At 65.2% G+C, this 20,627-nt stretch carries 16 protein-coding genes and 1 tRNA gene; 7 read left to right on the forward strand and 10 right to left on the reverse strand.

What is annotated here, in order from left to right; all coding sequences use genetic code 11:
- Positions 1-63: 63 nt before the first annotated feature.
- The 4 genes from JFC13_RS07590 to JFC13_RS07605 form a co-directional block, all read right to left on the reverse strand.
- Positions 64-1,548, reverse strand: a complete 1,485-nt coding sequence (locus tag JFC13_RS07590) for an amino acid permease (RefSeq protein WP_198396499.1) — start codon at positions 1,546-1,548, stop codon at positions 64-66.
- 59 nt (positions 1,549-1,607) lie between these two features.
- Positions 1,608-2,519 (reverse strand): SDR family NAD(P)-dependent oxidoreductase, encoded by a 912-nt coding sequence (locus JFC13_RS07595; RefSeq protein ID WP_232488365.1) that lies wholly within the window; start codon positions 2,517-2,519, stop codon positions 1,608-1,610.
- A 123-nt stretch (positions 2,520-2,642) separates the two neighbouring features.
- On the reverse strand, positions 2,643-3,911 hold the full coding sequence (locus tag JFC13_RS19835; RefSeq protein ID WP_198396500.1) for a DUF4032 domain-containing protein: 1,269 nt from the start codon (positions 3,909-3,911) through the stop codon (positions 2,643-2,645).
- 3 nt (positions 3,912-3,914) lie between these two features.
- Positions 3,915-4,685, reverse strand: coding sequence for an ABC transporter ATP-binding protein (locus JFC13_RS07605; RefSeq protein ID WP_198396501.1), 771 nt, complete (start codon positions 4,683-4,685; stop codon positions 3,915-3,917).
- 296 nt (positions 4,686-4,981) lie between these two features.
- Here JFC13_RS07605 and JFC13_RS07610 point away from each other — a divergent pair, with 296 nt between their 5' ends.
- Entirely contained in the window at positions 4,982-5,962 is a 981-nt protein-coding gene (locus JFC13_RS07610) for a LacI family DNA-binding transcriptional regulator (protein ID WP_198396502.1), read from the forward strand.
- On the forward strand, positions 5,959-7,041 hold the full coding sequence (locus JFC13_RS07615) for a LacI family DNA-binding transcriptional regulator (RefSeq protein WP_198396503.1): 1,083 nt from the start codon (positions 5,959-5,961) through the stop codon (positions 7,039-7,041). Before JFC13_RS07610 ends, JFC13_RS07615 begins: the two co-directional genes overlap by 4 nt.
- 67 nt (positions 7,042-7,108) lie before the next feature.
- On the opposite strand, the gene JFC13_RS07620 is transcribed toward JFC13_RS07615, so the two are convergent.
- Positions 7,109-8,026: a trehalose-phosphatase gene (locus tag JFC13_RS07620; protein WP_198396504.1), complete on the reverse strand. Its 918-nt coding sequence runs from the start codon at positions 8,024-8,026 to the stop codon at positions 7,109-7,111.
- Positions 8,023-9,603, reverse strand: a complete 1,581-nt coding sequence (locus tag JFC13_RS07625) for an alpha,alpha-trehalose-phosphate synthase (UDP-forming) (protein ID WP_198396505.1) — start codon at positions 9,601-9,603, stop codon at positions 8,023-8,025. The genes JFC13_RS07620 and JFC13_RS07625 overlap by 4 nt, the downstream gene beginning before the upstream one ends.
- Positions 9,604-9,668: 65 nt before the next feature.
- Here JFC13_RS07625 and JFC13_RS07630 point away from each other — a divergent pair, with 65 nt between their 5' ends.
- The 4 genes from JFC13_RS07630 to JFC13_RS07645 all read left to right on the forward strand — a co-directional run bounded on the left by JFC13_RS07630 (position 9,669) and on the right by JFC13_RS07645 (position 13,978).
- Entirely contained in the window at positions 9,669-11,789 is a 2,121-nt protein-coding gene (locus JFC13_RS07630; RefSeq protein ID WP_198396811.1) for a serine/threonine-protein kinase, read from the forward strand.
- Between the two features lie 156 nt (positions 11,790-11,945).
- Entirely contained in the window at positions 11,946-12,806 is an 861-nt protein-coding gene (locus tag JFC13_RS07635) for a DsbA family protein (RefSeq protein ID WP_198396506.1), read from the forward strand.
- A gap of 145 nt (positions 12,807-12,951) precedes the next feature.
- Positions 12,952-13,027: transfer RNA gene (locus JFC13_RS07640), tRNA-Thr, on the forward strand.
- A 279-nt stretch (positions 13,028-13,306) separates the two neighbouring features.
- Positions 13,307-13,978: a hypothetical protein gene (locus JFC13_RS07645; protein ID WP_198396507.1), complete on the forward strand. Its 672-nt coding sequence runs from the start codon at positions 13,307-13,309 to the stop codon at positions 13,976-13,978.
- A gap of 21 nt (positions 13,979-13,999) precedes the next feature.
- Here JFC13_RS07645 and JFC13_RS07650 read toward each other — a convergent pair whose 3' ends face one another.
- From JFC13_RS07650 to JFC13_RS07665, 4 genes are all read right to left on the reverse strand, one after another.
- Positions 14,000-16,015 carry an ABC1 kinase family protein gene (locus tag JFC13_RS07650; protein ID WP_232488366.1) on the reverse strand — a complete coding sequence of 672 codons (2,016 nt, stop codon included), beginning with the start codon at positions 16,013-16,015 and terminating at the stop codon, positions 14,000-14,002.
- Positions 16,016-16,115: 100 nt separating this feature from the next.
- On the reverse strand, positions 16,116-17,345 hold the full coding sequence (locus tag JFC13_RS07655; RefSeq protein WP_198396508.1) for an MFS transporter: 1,230 nt from the start codon (positions 17,343-17,345) through the stop codon (positions 16,116-16,118).
- 25 nt (positions 17,346-17,370) lie between these two features.
- Positions 17,371-18,558 (reverse strand): sensor histidine kinase, encoded by a 1,188-nt coding sequence (locus JFC13_RS07660; RefSeq protein ID WP_198396509.1) that lies wholly within the window; start codon positions 18,556-18,558, stop codon positions 17,371-17,373.
- Positions 18,555-19,307, reverse strand: a complete 753-nt coding sequence (locus JFC13_RS07665) for a response regulator transcription factor (RefSeq protein ID WP_198396510.1) — start codon at positions 19,305-19,307, stop codon at positions 18,555-18,557. Before JFC13_RS07665 ends, JFC13_RS07660 begins: the two co-directional genes overlap by 4 nt.
- 105 nt (positions 19,308-19,412) lie before the next feature.
- Between JFC13_RS07665 and JFC13_RS07670 the strand changes: the two genes are divergently transcribed.
- Positions 19,413-20,612 carry a low temperature requirement protein A gene (locus JFC13_RS07670; RefSeq protein WP_198396511.1) on the forward strand — a complete coding sequence of 400 codons (1,200 nt, stop codon included), beginning with the start codon at positions 19,413-19,415 and terminating at the stop codon, positions 20,610-20,612.
- Positions 20,613-20,627 lie beyond the last annotated feature (15 nt).

Here is a 20,627-nt window from a genome sequence, read left to right on the forward strand (position 1 = left end):
TGACGGCGGCTCAACAACCTCGCGCGAGGTTGTTGAGCCGCCGTCAGGTAGTTGTTGGGAGGCTCAAGCGTCCATGCTGGCGCGGTAGTCGCTGTTGCTCAGCGCCCCGACGCGGGAATGGCGGCGGCTGTAGGCGAGGTAGACGACGAAGCCGACGAGCATCCACAGGCCGAAGACGAGCCAGGTGGTCCCGCCGAGGTTGACCATGAGGAACGCGCATGCCAGGGATCCGAGGATGGGAATCGTCGGGCCGAAGGGAACCTTGAATGAGCGTGGCAGGTCCGGGCGTCTGACACGTAGGTAGATGACCGCGATGTTGACGAGGCAGAAGGCGAACAGGGTGCCGATGCTCGTGGCATTCGCGAGTTCGCCGAGCGGGATCAGTGCCGCTGTGATCGCCACGAGCACGCCGGTGACCAGGGTTCCCACCAGGGGAGTGCCCGTCCGGGGTGAGACGATGCCGAAAACCTTCGGAACCATACCGTCGCGCGACATCGTGAGCAGGATGCGTGATTGTCCGTAGAGGACGGTGATGACGACCGAGAGGATCGCGAGCACCGCGGAGACAGCGAAGATGAAGACCGCGAGATTCGACTGCGTGAGCTCGTGGACGATCTGGACCAGAGGAGCAGTCGAGGTCTCGAACCACTGCCACTGCCTGGCGCCGATCGCGGCCACGGCGACGAGCACGTACATGGTGGTGACGATGACCATTGAGAGGATGATCGCCCGGGGCAGGTCCCGCTTGGGATTCTTCGCCTCCTCGCCGGCGGTCGAGGCTGCGTCGAAGCCGATGTAGGAAAAGAACACACTCGATGCCGCGGCGGTGACTCCGGCGGCACCCATAGGCAGCATCGGTGCGAAGTTGCCGGCCTTGAACGCGGTGAACGCGACGATGGCGAAGAAGACCAGGATGCCGAGCTTGACGAACACGATGATCGTGTTGACGATGCCGGACTCCTTGGCCCCGCGCATGAGCAGCACCGTGGCGAGGAGGACGACGATGAGGGCCGAGAGGTTGATGACTCCGCCTTCACCATCGGGGCCGGCCGACAGTGACGGCGGCAGCGACATTCCGAAGATCCGCAGCGTCTCATTGACGTAGTCGGCAGCGCCCACGGCCACCGCAGCCACGGAGACCGCGTACTCGAGGACGAGACACCAACCGCAGATCCACGCCACGCCCTCGCCGAGGGTCGCATAGGAATACGAATAGCTTGATCCCGACACCGGAACCATGCCCGCCATCTCCGCATAGCTGACGGCAGAGAGCAGAGCGGTGATTCCGGCCAGGATGAAGGCCAACCAGACGGCAGGCCCGGCGATCGGCACGGCCTCGCCGAGGATGACGAGGATGCCCGTGCCCAAGGTGGCGCCGACGCTGATCATCGTCAGTTGGAAGACGCCGAAGGTTCTGCGCAGACCGCCGGTGGACGCATCCTGGGTGTCCTCGACCATGCTGCTGATCGACTTGCGACGGACCAGTTGATTGGCCAGCCGAGGTCGATCGGTCGCTGTCGGGGAGGTGGAGTTGTCTCGAGCGGTCATGCGAATATTCTTGCACGTGCACCCACCACGGTCGCACGCGACTGAGTACGAGCGGAGACTTAGAGCCGAGGGGAGAAGCGACCGTCCTGGGCCATCCAGCCGCCGTCGACGAGCTGCGAGTGTCCGGTGACATACGTCGAGGCGTCGGAGGCGAGGAACAGCACGGGCCCGGCGATCTCGTGGAGGTGCCCCCAGCGGCCCAGAGCGGTCTTCTCCGCATAGGCGCTCCACCACTCCTCATCGGCCTTGATCTGCTGGGTCAGCGGAGTGTCGAAGGGGCCGGGCAGGATCGCGTTGACGCGCACACCCTGTGGCCCCAGCTCACTGGCCAGTGTCTTCGTCAGCTGCACGACACCTGCCTTGGCTGCGGCGTAGATGCCCTGGCCAGGTTCGATCGCGAGAGCCCGGAATGATGAGTAGGTGACGATCGAGCCGCGGCCGCGCTCGGCCATCTCGGCGCCGAATCCGCGCATCAGGCGGTAGGTGCCCTTGAGGTTGATGTCGATGACCCGGTCGAATTCCTCGTCGGTCGTCGACAGCAGCCGCTTGCGCACGTTCGCGCCCGGGGTGATGACGAGAACCTGGGCCTCCGGGTGAGCGGCGACAAGGGCATTGACCGATTCGGTGTCTGTGATGTCCACGCGTGCGGCCTCGGCCCCCGGCGACGAGGTTGCGCTGTGTCCGCCCTTGCCTGTGCCGCCCGTGCTTCCTATGCCGCCAGGTTTGCCTTGGCGTTCGGCGATGATCCGCACGGTCTCCTCGGCGCCGTCGAGGTTGAGGTCGGCGACGACGACGTGGGCACCGGCATCGGCGAGGCCGATCGCGCTGGCCTGGCCCAGGCCGGAACCTGCTCCGACGACGACGGCGGTGCGGCCGCTGAGGTCGAAGAGGGAGGGGATCGAAGGGTTGTTCTCATTCGTCGGCACACAATTCTGCGTCGACTGCGATGAGTTCTGCGGGACTTGCGTCATCGAAGGTCCTTTGCGTTGCACTGGCGGTTCAGGCGGGGATCGCCTCATTGTCCTCAAACATATGCCCGCCGAGGTGGCACGTGGGTCCGCGTTCCACTTGGTGGAATACCGGCCCAGACGTCTTCAGAATTTCTGGCTGTCGACGTAGAGCGCCTCGTCGGGGAGGTTCGAGAGATAGTCGACGATGAAATAGGCGATGGCCTCCATCGTGGGGATGTCGCGCTGCCGGGCCCGGGACATGACGCGCCGGTGCTCGACGAACTCATAGAAGATCTGGCCAGGTTCGAGTTTGTGGGTGAGGTTCTCGGGGATGGCGGAGATGAGGGGCTTGTAGACCTCCTCGAGCCACAGCCGCGCGGCATCGTCCTCGTCGAGTTCGACGGGCAGCTCGCCCGAGCCGTGTGCTCCGCCGGTGAAGCCTGGCGCGCTGCGGTGGGAGTCGAGGTCGTTGAGCATGGTCCGCGCCTGGTTCTCGTTGGCACCGATGCCTGTCAGGCGCAGAAGTCTGCGGGAATGGTGGTTGGGCTCGACGACCTTCGGTTCGACCAACAGGCTGACGCCGTCGAGGTCGGTTGTCACGGTCAACTCACCCAGGTCGAAGCCCAAGTCGTTGAGGCGGCGGATGCGCTCGTCGATGCGCCAGCGTTCGTTGACGGAGAACTCTTCGACCCGAGTCAGCTCCCTCCACAGCCCGTTATAGGCCTCGAAGAGACGCTCGCCGGCGGCCATCGGGTCGACCGTCGGTTCGATGAGGCCCGCGGCCTGCAGATCGAGGAAGTCACCGGCGATGTTCGTGCGCGCGATGCGCAGATCCATCTGCCGCTGACCATCGGAGAGCTGATCGTGGAGCTCACCGGTCTCCGCATCGACGACATAGGCCGCATAGGCATCGGCATCGCGCCGGAACAGGGTGTTCGACAGGGAGACGTCGCCCCAGTAGAAGCCGACCAGGTGAAGTCGGGCGAGCAGGACCGCGAGTGCATCGACGAGGCGGTCTGCTGCGTCCGCGGCCAGCGACTGGGAGAACAGAGCACGGTAGGGCAGCGAGAAGTTGAGGTAGGCGGTCAGCAGTGCCCCAGGGAGCTCCGTCGCCGAGGCGGTGGATCGGTTGGTGACATAGGCACGCGGTTCGACCGTGGGTACGGCGAGGTTTCCGAGCACGCCGAGGATGTCGAATTCGCGCAGGGCCCGACGGTCGTCGGTCTCCTTGATCGCGAGGACCTCATCGCCGATCTCGACGAAGCGCACCACATGGCGGGAGATGCCGCGGGGCAGACCACCGAGGAAATCCTGGGGCCACTCACCGAGGGGAAGATGCCACGGAAGTCCTGCGATCGCGTCGTGATCGGCGCTGTGGACCGCGTGGATCTGCGGTGCTGAGGTTTCGGGCACCGATCAGGAGTCCACGTCCGCGATCGAGGCGACGAGCGCCTCGGCGACCTCAGGTTTCTCCACCCCGATCAGACGCCCATGGTCGAGGAACGCAATGCGGTCGCCGAGGACCTTCGCGTCATCGAGATCGGCCGTGGCATAGAGGGTGGTCAGTCCGAATTCCTGCTGCAGATCCTTGACCAGGCGCAGGGTGTCGGCCTGGTACTCGGGAACGAGGTTGACGACCGGTTCGTCCATGATCAGGACCTTGGGCTGACGGACCACGGCACGGGCCAGGGCGATCGTCTGGCGCTGCAGGGCGGAGAGATCACCGGGCACGGCATCGAGGATGTCGCTGAGCCCGATCTTCGAGGTCACGGACTCGACGCGTTCACGGATCTCCTCGGCAGGGAGACCATCGACACGGAGGGCGAAGCCGAGGTTGTCGCGCACGCTCATATGCGGATAGAGGGCGTAGCTCTCAAGGGCAAGGGTGACGTCGCGATCGTTGACCGCGGCGTGGGTGACGTCGACTCCATCGATGAGGATCGTGCCCGTCTTGGGGGCCTCGAGGCCGTGGAGCATCCGCAGGATGGTCGATTTGCCGGATCCGGATGGTCCGTAGAGGACGACGAACTCGCCGTCGTCGATGAAGAGATTGAACGGGTGCACCGAGGGGGACACGGTGTTCTCGTAGGCATGACTGAGGCCATTCAACGACACTGTTGACATGTTTCCTCCTAAAGTCTTCGTGAGCAGCTGGTCGTCGGTGACCTGGCGGGGATGCTCAGTCATTCACATCCTAAGCCGTTGAATGCGCTCTGTGACAGCCTATTCGACGAAGCGTAGAGTGATTCTCAGCACTGTGCCAGCGCGCAGACGCACACCTGGGCGGATGCTGGGTGAGAAACCGCGGGTTCAGCGATTGTTCAACGGTTCTCATGCGCCGAACGGACAGGCAAGTTTGTTTGTGCAATTGCTTGCGCAGGCGGCGTGTCGGTCGCAGCGGAGGCTGTCAGCCAAATCTGCCATCGAGGGACACCGCCGGTGAGGTGGTCGCCGGTGGGGCCGGCCCCGATAGACTTCCCGGTATGAAGGTCAAGCTCGATGATGTCGCCGCCCGGGCGGGCGTGTCCCTGGCGACGGTGTCCCGCGTCCTCGGCAGGCGCGGTGCTGTGGCCGAAGAGACCCGGGCCAGAGTGCTCGAGGCCATGGACTCGTTGGGCTACTCTCGTTCCACCCTCCTCCATGAGGCGCCGAGGCGGTTGGTCGCCGTCAGCGCGCCCGGAAATCCCGAATACTGGCAGGTTCAGGTCTGCACTCGCGTGGCCGCGGCTCTGCAGGACCACGGTCTGCTCATCACCCGGCCGCCGGTCGAGACCGAGACCACCCCGCTGGAGGTCGCCGTCGACGCCGGTGCCGTTGTCCTCGTGACGCCGACGCTGACGAGCCTGCACACCGACATCCCCTGCATTCGCGTCGACGAGCAGTCGGCGGTGGACTCCGATGATGTCAGCGGCGACACCATCGCCGCCCGCCTCGACCTCGGCGGGGGAATGACGACGGCCTTCGAGCATCTTCAGGCCATCGGCCACCGACGCATCGGTCTCATCTGCAATGACAGCGGTGAGCTTGCGGTGCAGCTGATCAGACGCTTCCGCACCGAGCATCCCGCGCGCAACTTCGGGGTCAAGCTCGATGATTGGATCTCGCAGGTTCCGAAGTCCTTCTCCGGCGGTTCGCGCGCCGTCCTCGACCTCAAGGATGCGACCTGCACCGCGGTGATCGTGCAATCGGCCCTGCAGCTGCACGGGGCTCTGCACGGTCTGCGCAACCGGCACCTGCAAGTCCCGCGGGACATGTCGATCGTCGGCTTCGGCGATTCGCCGACGATGAAGTTCACCGGGCCACCAGCCACCGTTCTCGGCATCGACGTCGAGGGGCTCTCGCAGGCCCTTGTCGCAGCCACCCTGTCGACGCTGAAGATCTCCGGTGAGGACCTCAAGTCGGTTCCTCCGGTGTTTCGGCCCCGTCTGCTGGCACGAGGCTCGACGACGGCGGCCCGACAGTGAGCCAGACACCGGGCGCACCGGGCACACCGGGCGCACCGAACCCGCAGGATTCCGGCAGCCGCAAGCACGTCGGGCTCGCGGACATCGCGGGTGCTGCCGGGGTCTCGAAGGCAACAGCCTCCCGTGCCCTGCGCAACCCTGAGTCGGTGTCGTCCGGGTCCATGGCCAAGATCAAGCAGGCACTGGCGATCCTGGGAGTGGATTCGCGCGCCCCGCATGCCACCTCCAGGGAGATGGTTGCGCTCGTGAGGCCCTCCGTGACCGCCGGCGATGTCGATCCCTATGCGCGCCTGTTCGACATTCTGACCAGCAAGATCTTCGCTCAGGGGATCGCCGCCGTGCACGTGGAGGCCGCCTCGAATCGGGTCGATGCCCTGGCCGAGTCCCTGCTGGGCCCGGTGGGGAGCGACCCGCACATTCAGGGCGCGATCGTCCTCGGCGGGGGACCGGCGGGCGAGCTCGCGGCAAAGCTGGCCGCGCGCAGTCTGCCGCAGATCAGGGTCTCCAATGCCCGACACGAAGACGGAATCTCACGCATCGTCCTCGACGCCACGGACGGCATCACCACAGCAGTCCAGCACCTCGTCCATCTTGGCCATCGTCGAATCGGACTCGCCGTGCTCCGCGATTCTGCCGCTGCCGCGCGTATCGCGGTCTTTCGCAAGGCCATGGCCAATGTCCTCCACATCCCGGCCACACGTGACCAGGCGCCGGTCATCGAGGCCGCCGGGGGCACCATGGCCGGAGTTTCGGCGGCCGACGAACTTCTCCGCCAGCAGTGCACGGCGGTCATCGCATGCGCGCCGTCACTGTCGTTCGGCATCCTTGAGGCCGCTGCTCGCACCCGACTCGACATGCCGCGTGATCTGTCGCTGCTCACGGTCGGGGACGTACCCGATGCCGATGTCATCGCCCCGCCCCTGTCGCAGGTCAGCTATGACTGGGAGGCTGTGGCAGTATCCGCCCTCACCGAGGTGAGAGGGATGATGGCCGATCCCGCCGAGGCGGTGCGCATCGACTATTCGGTCACCCCGGATCTCGTGCTCCGGGCCAGTGCCGTGCCACCGCAGCGACGCTGACACCGCAGGCCCGAAGAAAGTGGCAGTGCCACCGCAGCGGCGCTGAGAAAACAGCCGCCGAGGCGCTTCAGGACTGTGGCGGCTGTGCGCGACGTTCGTTCGCGAGGCGTGTGAGGAGTTCTGCGACCGCGCTGGGATCCGTGATCCGCCACGGTGCGCGGGTCGGGGCCGGCCCGACCTTGATGCTCAGGCCCGTCGGCAGGTCGTCGAGTTCGGCGAAGGCATCCTCGTCGGTGACATCGTCGCCGAGGTAGAGGACCGCGGCGGGCGAACCGGCGGCGATGAGCGCTCGCAGACCATCGCCCTTCGTCGCCGTCTTCACTGCAAGCTCGGTGATGTCGTGGCCCTCGATGACGCGGATCCCTGGATGTTCGGCCTGGACGGCGATGACATGGGCGTGCAGCGCGGACGCGAACTCCGGATCGAGGCCACGCGTGTGCACCGTGCGGGAGAACGGCTTCCGCTCGACCCTGATCTCAGTGACCGAGCCCGAACTAGGCTCCGAACTCGCGCCAGGTCCCGACGACAGGTCGTGTTCGAAGGACTCGATGTGGGCATCGATCGCGGTGAGCATGCGCTGTTCGGCGACGCTGACCTGGGGCTGGCTCATCGTCACCTCAGGTGAGGGAGTCGATGCCGGCGATGACGAGCCCAGGTCCACCTCGGCGCCGTGCGAACCGACCAGCCACACACCCGGGGGCGGGTCGGCAAGACGCCGCAGGGTGGTGACGTCGCGACCGGAGACCAGGGCCACCCGGGTCGCGGGCAGGGTGCTGAGATCAACGATCGCCTGTGCCGATTCCGGGAGCATCCGGGACAGGTCGGGATTGTCCCGCAGCGGTGCGAGGACACCGTCGAAGTCGAGGGCGATGAGGACGGAATCGGCGCCGGTGATCTGCCCGAGGTCGAGGGCGGCCGATGGCGTGTAATCGGGAGTCGATCGTGGTGAGGGAGCCTGCTCAGGTGACAGCGGTTCCGATGTCACTGACGGCCCTCATCGGGTAGATATGCCGGGCTGGAGTCCTGTGCGGCGACGGTGGAGGTGATGCGATCGGATGCCGTCGTCGATCGTTCGGGCAGGGCGGCTGGACGGTCGGGGATGATCGCCTCCGGGTTCGTGTGGATGGCCTCGAGTTCGGCCAGGAACTTCTTCGACCAGATGCTCACCGTGTCCGTGGCGATCTTCTTGCGCATCTGCTTCATCCGCCGTGAGCGCGTCTTCTCATCCATCTGCACGGCGTCGAGGATGCCAGCCTTGAGGTCGCCGATGTCGTGGGGGTTGACCATCACTGCGCCCTTGAGCTGATCGGCGGCCCCGGTGAACTCGGACAGGACAAGGGCGCCGTCATCACGTCTGCGGCAGGCCACATACTCCTTGGCCACGAGGTTCATCCCATCACGCAGGGCCGTCACGAGCATGACGTCTGCGGCGAGGAAGAAGGCGGTCATCTCATCGCGCGGGTAGGAATGGTGGAGGTAATGGACGGCGATGGACCCGACTTCGGCCTGCTCACCATTGATCCGACCGACGGCCAGCTCCACATCGTGACGGATGATCTTGTACTGCTCGAGCCGTTCTCGGGAGGGTGTGGCGATCTGGATCAGGACGATGTCCTCGACATCGAGCTTGCCCTCGGCCAGCAGCTCACCGAAGGCCTTGAGGCGGTGCCGGATGCCCTTCGTGTAGTCCATCCGGTCGACGCCGAGCATGATGACCTTCGGGTTGCCGACCTCTTCGCGGATCTGCCGGGCACGCTCGATGATCTTCGGATCACGTGCCAGCTCCTCGAGGTAGGGGGTGTCGATGGAGATCGGGAAGGCCTCGGCGCGCGCGATGTGCTCCGGCAGGAAATCCCCGGCCGGGACGTTGACCGTCGAACCCTTCGTCGTGAAATTGAGGCGTCCGCGAACCGCACGACGGAAGTTCGCGGCATCGGCCGGACGCTGGAATCCGATGAGATCCGCGCCGAGGAGGCCGCGGAGGATCTCGTCGCGCCAGGGCAGCTGTGCGAAGAGTTCGAAGGGTGGGAAGGGGATGTGGTTGAAGAAACCGATCGCCAGGTCGGGACGCATCCGGCGCACCAGCTGCGGAACCAGCTGGAGCTGATAGTCATGGACCCAGACGGTGGCGCCTTCGGCAGCCACCTCGGCGACCTTGGCCGCGAAGCGCTCATTGACGCGCACATACGAGTCCCACCAGGTGCGGTGGAACTCGGGCGGGACGATCACATCGTGATAGAGCGGCCACAGCGTTGCATTGGAGAATCCTTCATAATATTTGAGGACATCCTCACTGGTGAGGGTGACGGGAACCAGATGCATCCCGTCGATCGTGAACGGGTCGAAATCGACGTCGGGCACCCCGGTCCAGCCTATCCACGCACCCTCCTGAGACTTCATCACCGGTGCCACTGCAGTGACCAAACCCCCAGGTGAGGTGCGCCATCCTTGGCTTTTCTCAGCAGGGTCCCGGTCCACGGGCAGACGGTTCGCGACGACGATGAAATCGCTGTCACCATACGGGGGTGCGGTAGTGCTTTCGGCAGAGTTGACGGTGTTCATCTGCGCCTCCTCCTGTGTTGGTCCTTGGAACGAACTGTACTCGCTCGACTACGCTTGGGAGAGTGATGGTTCAGGATCTGGGAGGCTACCGCCTCATCGAGGAGCTCGGCTCGGGCGGCATGGGTGTCGTCTATCTCGGTGTCGACGGCGGAAACAACCCTGTCGCCGTGAAGGTTCTGCACCCGCATATCGCCAATGATGAGACCGCTCGCAAACGCCTCGGACGCGAGGTCAGGACCCTGCGACGGATCAAACATCCCAGAATCGCCGAGGTGCTCGACGCCGAGCTCGAATCCGCGCAGCCCTTCATCATCACCGAGTTCGTCGACGGGCAGACGCTGTCCGACGATGTCAGAGACAACGGTCCCTTCGCCGAGGACGAACTCGTCCATTTCGGCCATGCCCTCCTCGACGCCCTCAATGCTGTGCACGAGTCCGGTGTCATTCACCGCGACCTCAAACCCGCGAACGTCATGATCATGGACGGTGAGCCGATGGTCATCGACTTCGGCATCGCCCAGGTCGCCGACGAGGTGCGGGTGACCGCGACGGGCCTGGTGATGGGAACGCCTGGATACCTGTCCCCTGAGATCGCCGATGGCAAGACCTCGAGTGAGAAGACCGACTGGTGGGGGTGGGCCGCGACCATGGCCTACGCCGCAACCGGCCGCAACCCCTACGGCTCCGGTCCCCTCGAAGCTGTGCTGGGGCGAGTGGCCATGGGCAAATTCGACCTCGACAACGCTCCCCGCAACTTCGTTCCCCTGATCGCAGCCTGCCTCGACCCGAAGCCCGAACGCAGACCCAGCGGTCAGATGATCCTCGACGCTCTCGTCGACATCGAGTCCGGACGTGCGCCGCAGCTGGGCTCCGGTCCGGCCGCCGGGAGTTCGAACCAGGCATCGTCGACCGGGACCGCACGGATGCCTGCGGTGGGTGGGGGCAGCGGATCAGGCTACGGCACCGCCTTCGGCGCTGCCGCCGCTGGTGCTGCTGTCGGAGGCGCCGCAGCCTATGGCGGTGGCACCGGAGCCGCCGGATACGACGCTTCCGGCTACGGCGCCACCGGGCACGGATCGCCGCGCGGAGGCTACCCGGGTTCGGCTCCGAACCCGAACGCGCCCGGCGGTATCGGGCCCGGAGGCTCGGGCCCCGGCGGAACCGACCCGCAGGGATACCCACACCAGGGCTATTCCCCACACGGCCAGCGTCCACAGAGTCAGCGCCCCCAGGGCCCACCAGTGCAGAGCCAGCAGCCGCAGGCCCGATCCGGGATGATTCCCGGCGCACAGGGGAACCCGCCCACAATGAACCCGGGCCAGATGAACGGGGGAACCGCACCGCCGGTGCGCAATCCCAACGGCGGCATCCAGGCCGCTCCGGGATCAGCGATGGCAGGGACCAACCTCGGCGGGGCAGGGTATGGGCTCGGTGGACCTCCAGCCGGTCGCGGCGGTCCGGCAGCAGGTCAGGGCACTGCCCGACACGACCCCAACGGCACCGGAGTCCAGTCAGGACAGCAGAGCCGACCGGGTCAGCCAGGTCAGCCAGGTCAGCCGGACCAGCAGGGCTACGGCTGGGGACCGTTGACCTACCGGACGATCCGGACCGGCGGATGGGTGGTGTTCGCCCTCATCCTGTTGGCCATCGCGATCATGCCGCTGGGCCCGCTGCTCGTCACACTCATCGTGTTCCTGTGGTCGATTCTGGCGCGGACCGGCACACGGTTGGACCGCAAGGCCCAGAAGCACCGGTTCGAACGCGGAACGAACGGGCGGGGATTCCTGCGTTCGCTCGCCTCGGCGCCGGGTGCGATCCTGGCGTCGGTGCTGACCTCGATCACGTCATTCATCCTGCCGGCGATCGCGGGTGTTGCGATGCTTGTGCTGACCCGACTCGACATTGCGGGAATCGTGCCCAGCGGATACTCGGAGCAGTGGTCGGTGTGGGCAGCCGGTGCCGCCGGTGGTTTGGTTCTGTGGCTGGGGCCCGGTGCGGGCAGCCTGCGATTCGGATCACGGCTCATGGTCTCAGGGGTCACGCGCAACCAACTGGGCAGGCTCATCGCTCTGGCCGCGATCGCGCTCCTCATCATCATCGCGATCATGGTCATCCAGACGGGTTCCGGCATGTCCTGGTGGCCCCTGCAGACCAACCCATTCACCTATCTGCCCGAACCTGTATAGGCGTTTTCCAGCCCCGGTGTAGTTGATCCTTGAATTCCACTGGGAGTCGAGGTACCACCTGTTTGGGTAAGGTGGGACGGTCGGGACTCGTATGTCGACCCGATTCCCCACGGTCCGAGGCAGGGCCGACGTCAGACGATCGCAACGTGAGGAACAATGGCGAAGAACAATTCCGGTGACAATCGGCGGAACCAAGCCCGTGAGAACGCGCGCCAGATCGCAGCGGCTCAGGAGAAGAAGGAGAAGACCGCCAAGACCATCCTCTACGTGGGGATCGGTGTTGTCGTGCTCGTTGTGGCTGCGGTCGTCGCTGTGCTCATCTTCCAGCAGAGCAAGCCGGGGATGACTCCGGCCAACTTCGTCGGCGGCGGTGTCAGCATCGCCAAGGACGGCAAAGTGGTGCAGCCGAAGCAGATGCCCGACGGCGAGGAATCGGATCTGCCGACTCCGGCCGATGCCGGCGCCAAGGAGAATGCTGCGACTGTGACGGTCTACCTCGACTTCCAGTGCCCAGGATGCAAGGCGTTCGAGGACGCGAACACCCCGACTCTGGAGAAGCTCGCCGACGAAGGCTCGATCGTGCTCGAGTACAAACCGGTGTCGATCCTCGACCGCATGTCCAGCGGCAACGAATACTCGACCCGCTCGGCCAACCTGGCCGCCTGCGTCATCGACTCGCAGCCCGAAACCGTCAGGGACTTCTTCCCCGCGATGTATGCCCAGCAGCCCGAAGAGCAGGGCAACGGCCGCACCGATGAGGAACTGCTCAAGGTCGCTGAGGATGCCGGAGTCGACACCTCGAAGAAGCTGCAGTCCGATCCCGAGCAGACCGTCAAGAGCTGCGTTACGGACCAGTCGTTCAAGGACTTCGTCGAGAAGACCTCGACTCAGGCTCTGGACAACGGAGTCGAAGCCACCCCCTGGGTGCTCATCAACGGCAAGAAGACCGACAAGACCAGCGACCCGCAGGCGCTGACCTTGGAGATCCTCAAGGCCACCGGAGAGATCAAGGGCTGATCGACGTCACGAACATCGGTCGGCCGCCGCCGAGGTGGTGGTCGACCGATGCTCGTGAGTGAAGTCTGCCTCGCGTCCGTTTTGTAGCCGCGAAGGTGAATGGACTACTATCGTGTAGGCGTCGACGGCATCGTTTCGCCGCCACGCCTCCCTAGCTCAGTTGGTAGAGCACCGCTCTTGTAAAGCGAAGGTCATCGGTTCGAGTCCGATGGGGGGCTCCACTCAGCCGGGCCAGACAGTGAATTGTCTGGCCCGGTTTTTTCATGCGCGGGCACAGGCTCGGGTACCGGTTCTGGTGCGCCGGCTCGGGCGCCGGCTCGGGCACGCCGATGCGCAGACTCGCGCGTACGTCCTCGGGAGTTGTGGCCGATCTGCTACGCGGTGTGCTGTGATCATCACCCGTATCCGGGGTCGCTGACCATAGAGTCTTTCCTTGTCAGGGCCGAAGAGCCGTCAAACACACAGCTCATGCAGTGCCCATCATTTCGAAAGGGAACCCGATGAACCGCACCGGACGCCACTCAGCCCGAATCCTCACACAGACCTCCGCCTTGGCCTTTGCCGCTGTACTGGCCCTGTCAGCCTGCGGCACCGATGACTCGGCGGCGGAAAGAGCCCCCGAGGATGCAGCGCCCACCCAAGCGCAGGGCGAAGCCCTCGAAGCAGAAGCGACCGCAGACAAGACCACAGAGACGGACGCTGCCGAAGGCACGAGCAAAAAGCCCGAGGGCACCGAGGTGAAGGTCGGTGCAGAGTTCACCGATAAGGAGACCGGGGATGTCATCACCGTCGTGTCCGCGGTGCGCAACAACCCCACTGAGTACTACGAAGCCGCCGACAACCCTGATGGAGAGATGGTTTACATCGAGGTGAAGGTGGAACCAGGAGACAGCTACGGCGGGACCATCAGCTCATCGGACTTCTACCTCGACAGCGCCGGCGAAGAGGCCAACTACGCATCGAGTGCCAGAGCCGAAATCGAAGATGCCGGTTATGAGTATTTCGACCTCGCGCCACGTCGCGATGGAGAGCACACAGGGTACATTCCGATCTACGTGAGTGAAACGGCCGACGAGCTCAAGGGAACCTACAGCCGTCCCGAGGCGAAGGTGCTCGGAGAGGACAGGAAGGTACCCGAATTCACCTCTGAGTTCGAGATCCCAGCCTCTTGAGCCTGACAGAAGGGACGAACGCTATCCGTCGACGTCGCGTTTGAAGACGAGCATGAGCGATCGCATGCTCAGTACGAAGCCGCCGAAGAGCAGGACGAAACCGAAGAACGCGTAGAGGTGGATGCCCTCGGTCAGCAGCGGTCCTTCCTCACTGGTGATGAGGACGATCGAGCCCAATACCGCAGCGCCGGCGAGGACAGCGACGATGAGCTGCTGGAACAGGCTCGTGAGGAATCGTCGATCGGAGGTGTTCTCCAGTACGCGCATGTTCATCGAGAAGCGGCCCTGCTCGAGGTCCTCGGTGATCTTGTTGAGCCGCCGAGGCAGACGGTCGATCATCGGCAGGATCTGCATCGCACGGCGCTGCAGTTCATCGGTGATCTTCGTGGACTTCAGCTTGCTGCGCATGAGTCGGTTGCCCTCGTTGCGGGCGACGGCGACCACGTCGAAGGTGGGGTCGATGACGAGGAGGGCTCCCTCGACCGAGGCCAGGGCACGGAATGCCGCGCTGATCGGGGCCGGGACGGAGAACCGATGGGCCAGGACCAGGTTGAACAGATCGTCGAAGAGCTTCTGCCCGTTGTACGAGTGGCTTCCGCCGCCGTAGCGGGTGAGCAGCTCGCCGACCGCACGTTCGACGGCCCGATCGTCGAGGTTCTCGGGGCGTCCGAGGAGTTCGATGAGCGAGTCGGTGGCTCCTGCGCTGTCGTTCTGATCGATCGAGTAGAGCATGAGCCCCAGAGCCGTCTGCGTTCCCGGGTCGAGTCTGCCGACCGCGCCGAAGTCCAGCAGGCCCAATCCGCCATCGGGCATGATGAAGATGTTGCCCGAGTGCAGGTCGGTGTGGAAGACGCCATCGGTGATGATCTGTTCGAGTGTGGCGCCGAGAAGAGTGGTGGCCAAGGCCTTCCGTTCCTTCTCGGAGAGCTCCTTGAGGATGGTCCCGGCCGAGGACACCGGTCGCCCCGGCAGCTTGTCCATGATGAGGAGTCGTTCGCTCGAGAGTTCCGGATAGCCGTGGGGCACCGTCACGGAGAACTTGCCCGACCGCTTCAGACTGTCCTCGATGGTGCGCATGTTGCCGAGTTCGATCAGATAGTCGAGTTCCTCTTCGAGGGAGTTGGCGAAGCCCTTGGCAAGGGTCTCGATTCCCAGGTCCTGGCCCCACAGGGTTGCCTTGTTCAACCATTTGGCCAGTCGCAGAATGATGTCGAGGTCCTGGTTGACCTGGTTGAGGGCCTTCGGGCGCTGGACCTTGACGATGACCTCGGTGCCGTCGAGGAGTGTGGCCTCATGGACCTGGGCCACGGAGGCCGCGGCCAGAGGCGTTGCATCGATGCGGGAGAACACGTTCTTCAGCGGCCTGCCCATGCGCTCGACGATCGCCGGTTCGATGACGGACCAGGGTTCGGGAGAGACCTGAGTCTGCAGCATCTCCAATTCACGGATGTACTCGGGCGGCAGCACATCACGACGGGTCGAGAGCATCTGGCCGAGCTTGACGAAGGTGACTCCGGCTTCGGACAGTGAGTTCTTCAGGGCTCGGGCCGTCTTCGCCTCGCGCCCAGGGGCCGTGCCGCGGCCGAAGCCGCGGATCTGTGCACCCAGGCCGTGACGGACGGCGATCGAGACGACCTCGGCGTAGCGTCGACCGCGCCGCCTGCGCGCCTTCCAGCCGAAGAACAGCGACTGCGGACCGGGCACCGATCCTGTCGGGAAGGCGGCTTCGATGACGACAAGAGCACCGACACCGAGAGCGAAGATCCAGCCGGTCGCCAGCAGCAGGAGCATGAGTGCGACTCCCGGGGCCACATCGAGGCCACCAGTATTCTGTCCTGTCCCGGCGCGATAGAGGTACTGCACTGTCACGGCCATGACCGCGCTCATCACCAGACCCACGCCGATGGTTCGCGGCCAGCCCGTCGGGACGCCGACGACGCGTCGCACAACCGTGGCCGCCAGCCATGACTGCAGCAGGAGGAACAGCAGGGCGGCAATGCTCAGCAGTGCAAAGGCTCCGAAATCGAGGGCAGCCATATCCGCCTCTCCTTCCACGGGGTTGTCTGGGTGGGGCAGTCCGGGGGGATGAAGGTGGGTCATCACCAGCCTAGACGGTTCAGGGGAGTTCGACCGGTGTTCAGCGGCGACGTCGGCTGGGCAGACCGATCTGCTGGGACCAGATGAGGGCCCACACAGCGCCCAGGATGGCGAAGAGTCCCGGGAACAGGATCCCGAAGCGCAGTGAGGCGACCGTGATGACCAGCGAGATGAGGGTCGGTCCGGCCAGTTTGCCGCCGTTGGAGAAGATCGCCCAGATGCCTAAGAAGCGGGCGCGTCCGATCGCCGGCGACAGATCAGCACCGATGGTCATGTTCACACCCGCACCAAGACCGTTCCCGAAGGCCATGACCGCTGCGGCCGCGACCATGCCGGTCAGATCCGGACGCAGCACCATGACGATGAAGCCGGACCCGAAGATCGTCAGGCAGGTCACCAACGTCGTCGTCCGCCCGAGGTGGTCCTTGATGTAGGCGCCGAGGAACATGAAGCCGAGTTCGAGGGCGGCGCCGAAGGCGATGAGCAGCGAGATCGACGATTCGTGCATCCCGATCTCGACTCCCCACAGCTGGATCACCACGGGCTGAGCCGACCGAGCCACCGTCAGTGCAGCGACCGAGATCCCCACGAGGACCACAGCCTTCCACCTCACATCGAGGCGAGGGCGGGGAGGCTCTGCCGCCTCGGCGAGGGTGGGATCCGTCGGCGCACCGGCGCCGGAGCTTCCGCGGTCCGAGTAGCCGGGGATGTGGGCGATGGGCAGGGCCATGACGACGATGGCGGCGATGGCTGCAACGCCGGCGAAGACGAACACCGACCACAGCGGGAAGGCGAGCATGAGGCCGGCGCCGGCGATGGGGCCGATCAGGTTGCCCACCCGCTGAGTTCCGCCCAGCGCCGTCATCGCCTTGGCCAGATCCTTCGCCGGCATCACCTCGGCGACCACTGCCTGCCGGGCCAGGCTCCACACATCGGAGACCGGAGCGAAGAGCATGAGCGCCACAGTGTAGAGAACAAGCGAGGCAGGCGAGTCCCAGAGGAAGGCCGCGACGATCCCGCCGAGAACGACGACCGCGGTCATCGTGGCGACGAGCATCGCCCGGAAGTCGCCGAGGCGGTCGATGAGGATCCCAGCCGGCACAGTCGCGACAAGGGAGACTGCTCCCATGATGCCGACGATGGCGGCGGCGAAGGAGGAACTCGAGCCCAGATCGAGCGCGCCGAGGACCAGAACCGGAAGCATCGCGCCCACACCGACGGCGAAGAGAAGGGACGGCGCGAGGACCGGCCACAGGATGGGTTTGAGCACCTGACCAGTCTAGGCGCCTGCGAATTCAGCCAGCGGGGGCGATTGCGGGCAGGCACACTTCGAAGCGTGCCCCCGCCTCGGTGTTGGTCACGCCTACGGTTCCCGCATGAGCCTCGACGATCCCGCGGACGATGGCCAGCCCCAGGCCGGCGTTGCCGGTGAGCGCCCCGCCGTCATCGACCGTCGGGTCGCCGGTGATCGTATCGTCGCCGGGTGTGCGTGCCGGTGAGCCCCGCCAGCCGGTGGTGAAGACCTCGGTGAGTGCCTCGGACGGGATGCCGCCCCCGTCATCGGTGACGGTGAGCACGGCCTGCCCCTCAGCGTTCCTGTTCGTCTCGAGGACCACCTCGGTGTTCGCCGGTGTGTGCTGAAGCGCATTCATGAGCAGATTCTCGATCACCCGGGTCAGCTCTCGGGGGTCACCGGCCACGATGACGTCGCTGAGTCCGCGCGCGTGGACTCGGACGTCCTTCGACGCAGCCACGGGACGCAGCTCGGCCACCGCATCGGAGACGAGGTCGGAGAGGCTGAGCTCGATGCTCTCGAGCTCGAGTGCCCCCGACTGGATCCGTGACAGGGCGAAGAGATCGTCGACCATGCGCGAGAGTCGATCGATCTGGACGCGGATCTTCACGTAGTAGCGCTGCCGGTCCTCGACCATGCCGTCCTCGAGGGCCTCCGACATCGCCTTCAGGCCGGCCATCGGCGTGCGCAGATCGTGAGCGATCCAGGCGACGAGCTCGCGCCGCGAGCGGTCGAGCGCAGCAACTTCGTCCCGGGAGTCGGCGAGCCTGCGGCTCGTCGCGACGAGTTCGGCACGCAGCAGCGCGGTCTCCGAAACATCCTTCGGATCGCCGAGGTCGCCGAGCCCGCGGCCGTCACCGACCTCGGCCGTCAGCGCCCGCAGGTCCTCGTGCTCACGGGTGATGCCGCGGGCGAGGAACCAGGTCACCGCGATCGTCGACAGCAGCGAGGCGAAGGCCACGGTGAGAAACACGTAGAGGTCGTGCTCGGACAGGTACATGGCCGCAGAGATCGCGATCATCCCGGTGAGCACGGATGCCAGGGTCGTGGCCACGATGATCGTCAGCCGCACTCTCAGTGATCGGCGCCTGCTCAGCCACAGGGAACTCACGCCGAGGACGCCGACGGCGGCTGAGCACAGGAAGGCGACGATGAAGATCCGCAGCATCTCAGGCGGCGGCAGCATCATCGGACAATCCCGTCCACAGCGTCGCCACTGTCCGCCGCGTCCGGGACGTCGAAGCGGTAGCCAGCGCCCCACACAGTAGTCAGGAACTTCGCCTGAGAGGGCTCGTCCTCGATCTTCTCTCGCAGCCGTCTCACCGTCACGGTGATCGTCGACAGGTCCCCGACCTCCCATCCCCACACCGACCGCAGCAGCGTTTCACGGTCGAAGACCTGATGAGGGTGTTTGAGGAAGAAGGCGAGCAGGTCGAACTCTCGAGCCGAGAGCTCTACTGGGAGCCCATGACGGGTGACCCGATGGGCCGAGACGTCGAGGTGGAACGGTCCCAGGTCGAAGGGGGCCTCGGGTGTGGACTCGGTGACGGTGCGCCGGAGGATGGACTGGACACGCAGCACCAGCTCCTTGGGGGAGAAGGGCTTCGTCAGATAGTCGTCGGCACCGGCTTCGAGGCCGTCGATGCGATCTTCGGTCGCAGACAGCGCGGTGAGCATGAGCACCGGCACCGAGGTGAAGGCACGCAGCCGACGGCACACCTCGGTGCCATCGACGCCGGGGAGCTTGCGGTCGAGGATGACGAGATCGGGCACCGCCTCGGCGAGGGTCTCAAGGGCTTGGAAGCCGTCGGTGACCTCATCGACGAGGAAACCGGCGGCGCGCAGATAGTTGCGGGTCACCTCGGCGACCGTGGGATCGTCCTCGACGAGGAGGAGACGGCGATCGGCCAGATGAGGGTCCACAGAGGCATGGGTCATGGCTCCAGTCTAAGAAGCCGCACTCGGTTCGGATACCGTTTCGCGCCGACGCTCGGAGCTTAGACTGTTCCCAGCGGAAATCGGCCCCATGCGAAGGTGACAGATATGAGCAGTGCAGCCGCGCACCGAGCCCGGTTCCGACTGACCCCGATGCGACCCCGAGACCCAGGTGAGGACTCTCGTGCGGCCAGTTCGCTCGAGCTCTTCTTCGACCTGGTGTTCGTCATCGCGGTGTCCATTGCCGCGAGCAATCTGCATGACACGGTCACTGCCGGCCACCTCGGCGCCGGTCTGGGCAAGTACCTCATGATCTTCTTCGCGATCTGGTGGGCGTGGATGAACTTCACGTGGTTCGCGACCTCATTCGACACCGATGACTGGCTCTACCGGGTGATGACGATCGTGCAGATGGGCGGGGTGCTCATCCTGGCCGCGGGCATCGGACCGGTCTTCGAAGACGAGAACTTCCTCGTCCTCATCCTCGGCTACATCCTCATGCGCGTGGTCATGATCGCGCAGTGGCTGCGCGCGGCACGGCATGCGGGCAAGGCACGAGGGGCGGCGCTGACCTACGCCTGCGGAATCGGCATCGCGCAGGTGCTGTGGGTGGCGTGGATGAGCATCGATGATCCGGCGATCTCATTGGCCGGGTTCCTCATTCTCGTCCTCGCCGAGGTGGCCATCCCCGTGATCGCGGAAGCGCGGGGGACGACGCCCTGGCATCCGGAGCACATCACCGAACGCTTCGGCTGCTTCACGATCATCGTCCTCGGCGAGTCCATGCTGGCCTCGGCGAACGCGGTGTTCGGAGCGTTCGAGGACAGTGATGACCTCGTCTCGCTGGTGTCTCTGGGCATCCTCAGCCTCCTCGTCACTGCGGCCATGTGGTGGATCTACTTCTGGCCGCCCCATCACCGGGCGATCGGCAGCCTCGGCGGTTCGCTCACCTACGGCTACGGCCACTACTTCATCTTCGCTGCTGCCGGAGCGTTCTCGGCCGGGGTGGGCATCGAAGTCGATTCGCAGCTGGGCAACAGCGCTCTTGACCCGGTGCTCGCGACTTTCGCGGTGTCCGTGTCGGTTGTGGTCTTCGTCCTCGGCGTGTGGCTGCTGGCGATCAGAGCCAACGCCTCAGGGGTCGTCAACACGGTCATCCCGGTGTGCGCGGTCCTCGTGCTCCTCGATCCGATCATCCCGATTCCGACGTTCCTCACGACTTTCTTCATGATCGTCATCGTCATCACCCTCATCGTGGCAACGCCGAAGGGGGGCGACTCGTCCACCGTCGCCGAGGCGAGAGCGTGAGTTCGGGAGCCTGCG

It is taken from the genome of Brevibacterium antiquum, from assembly GCF_016107655.1.
GTDB lineage: Bacteria > Actinomycetota > Actinomycetes > Actinomycetales > Brevibacteriaceae > Brevibacterium > Brevibacterium antiquum.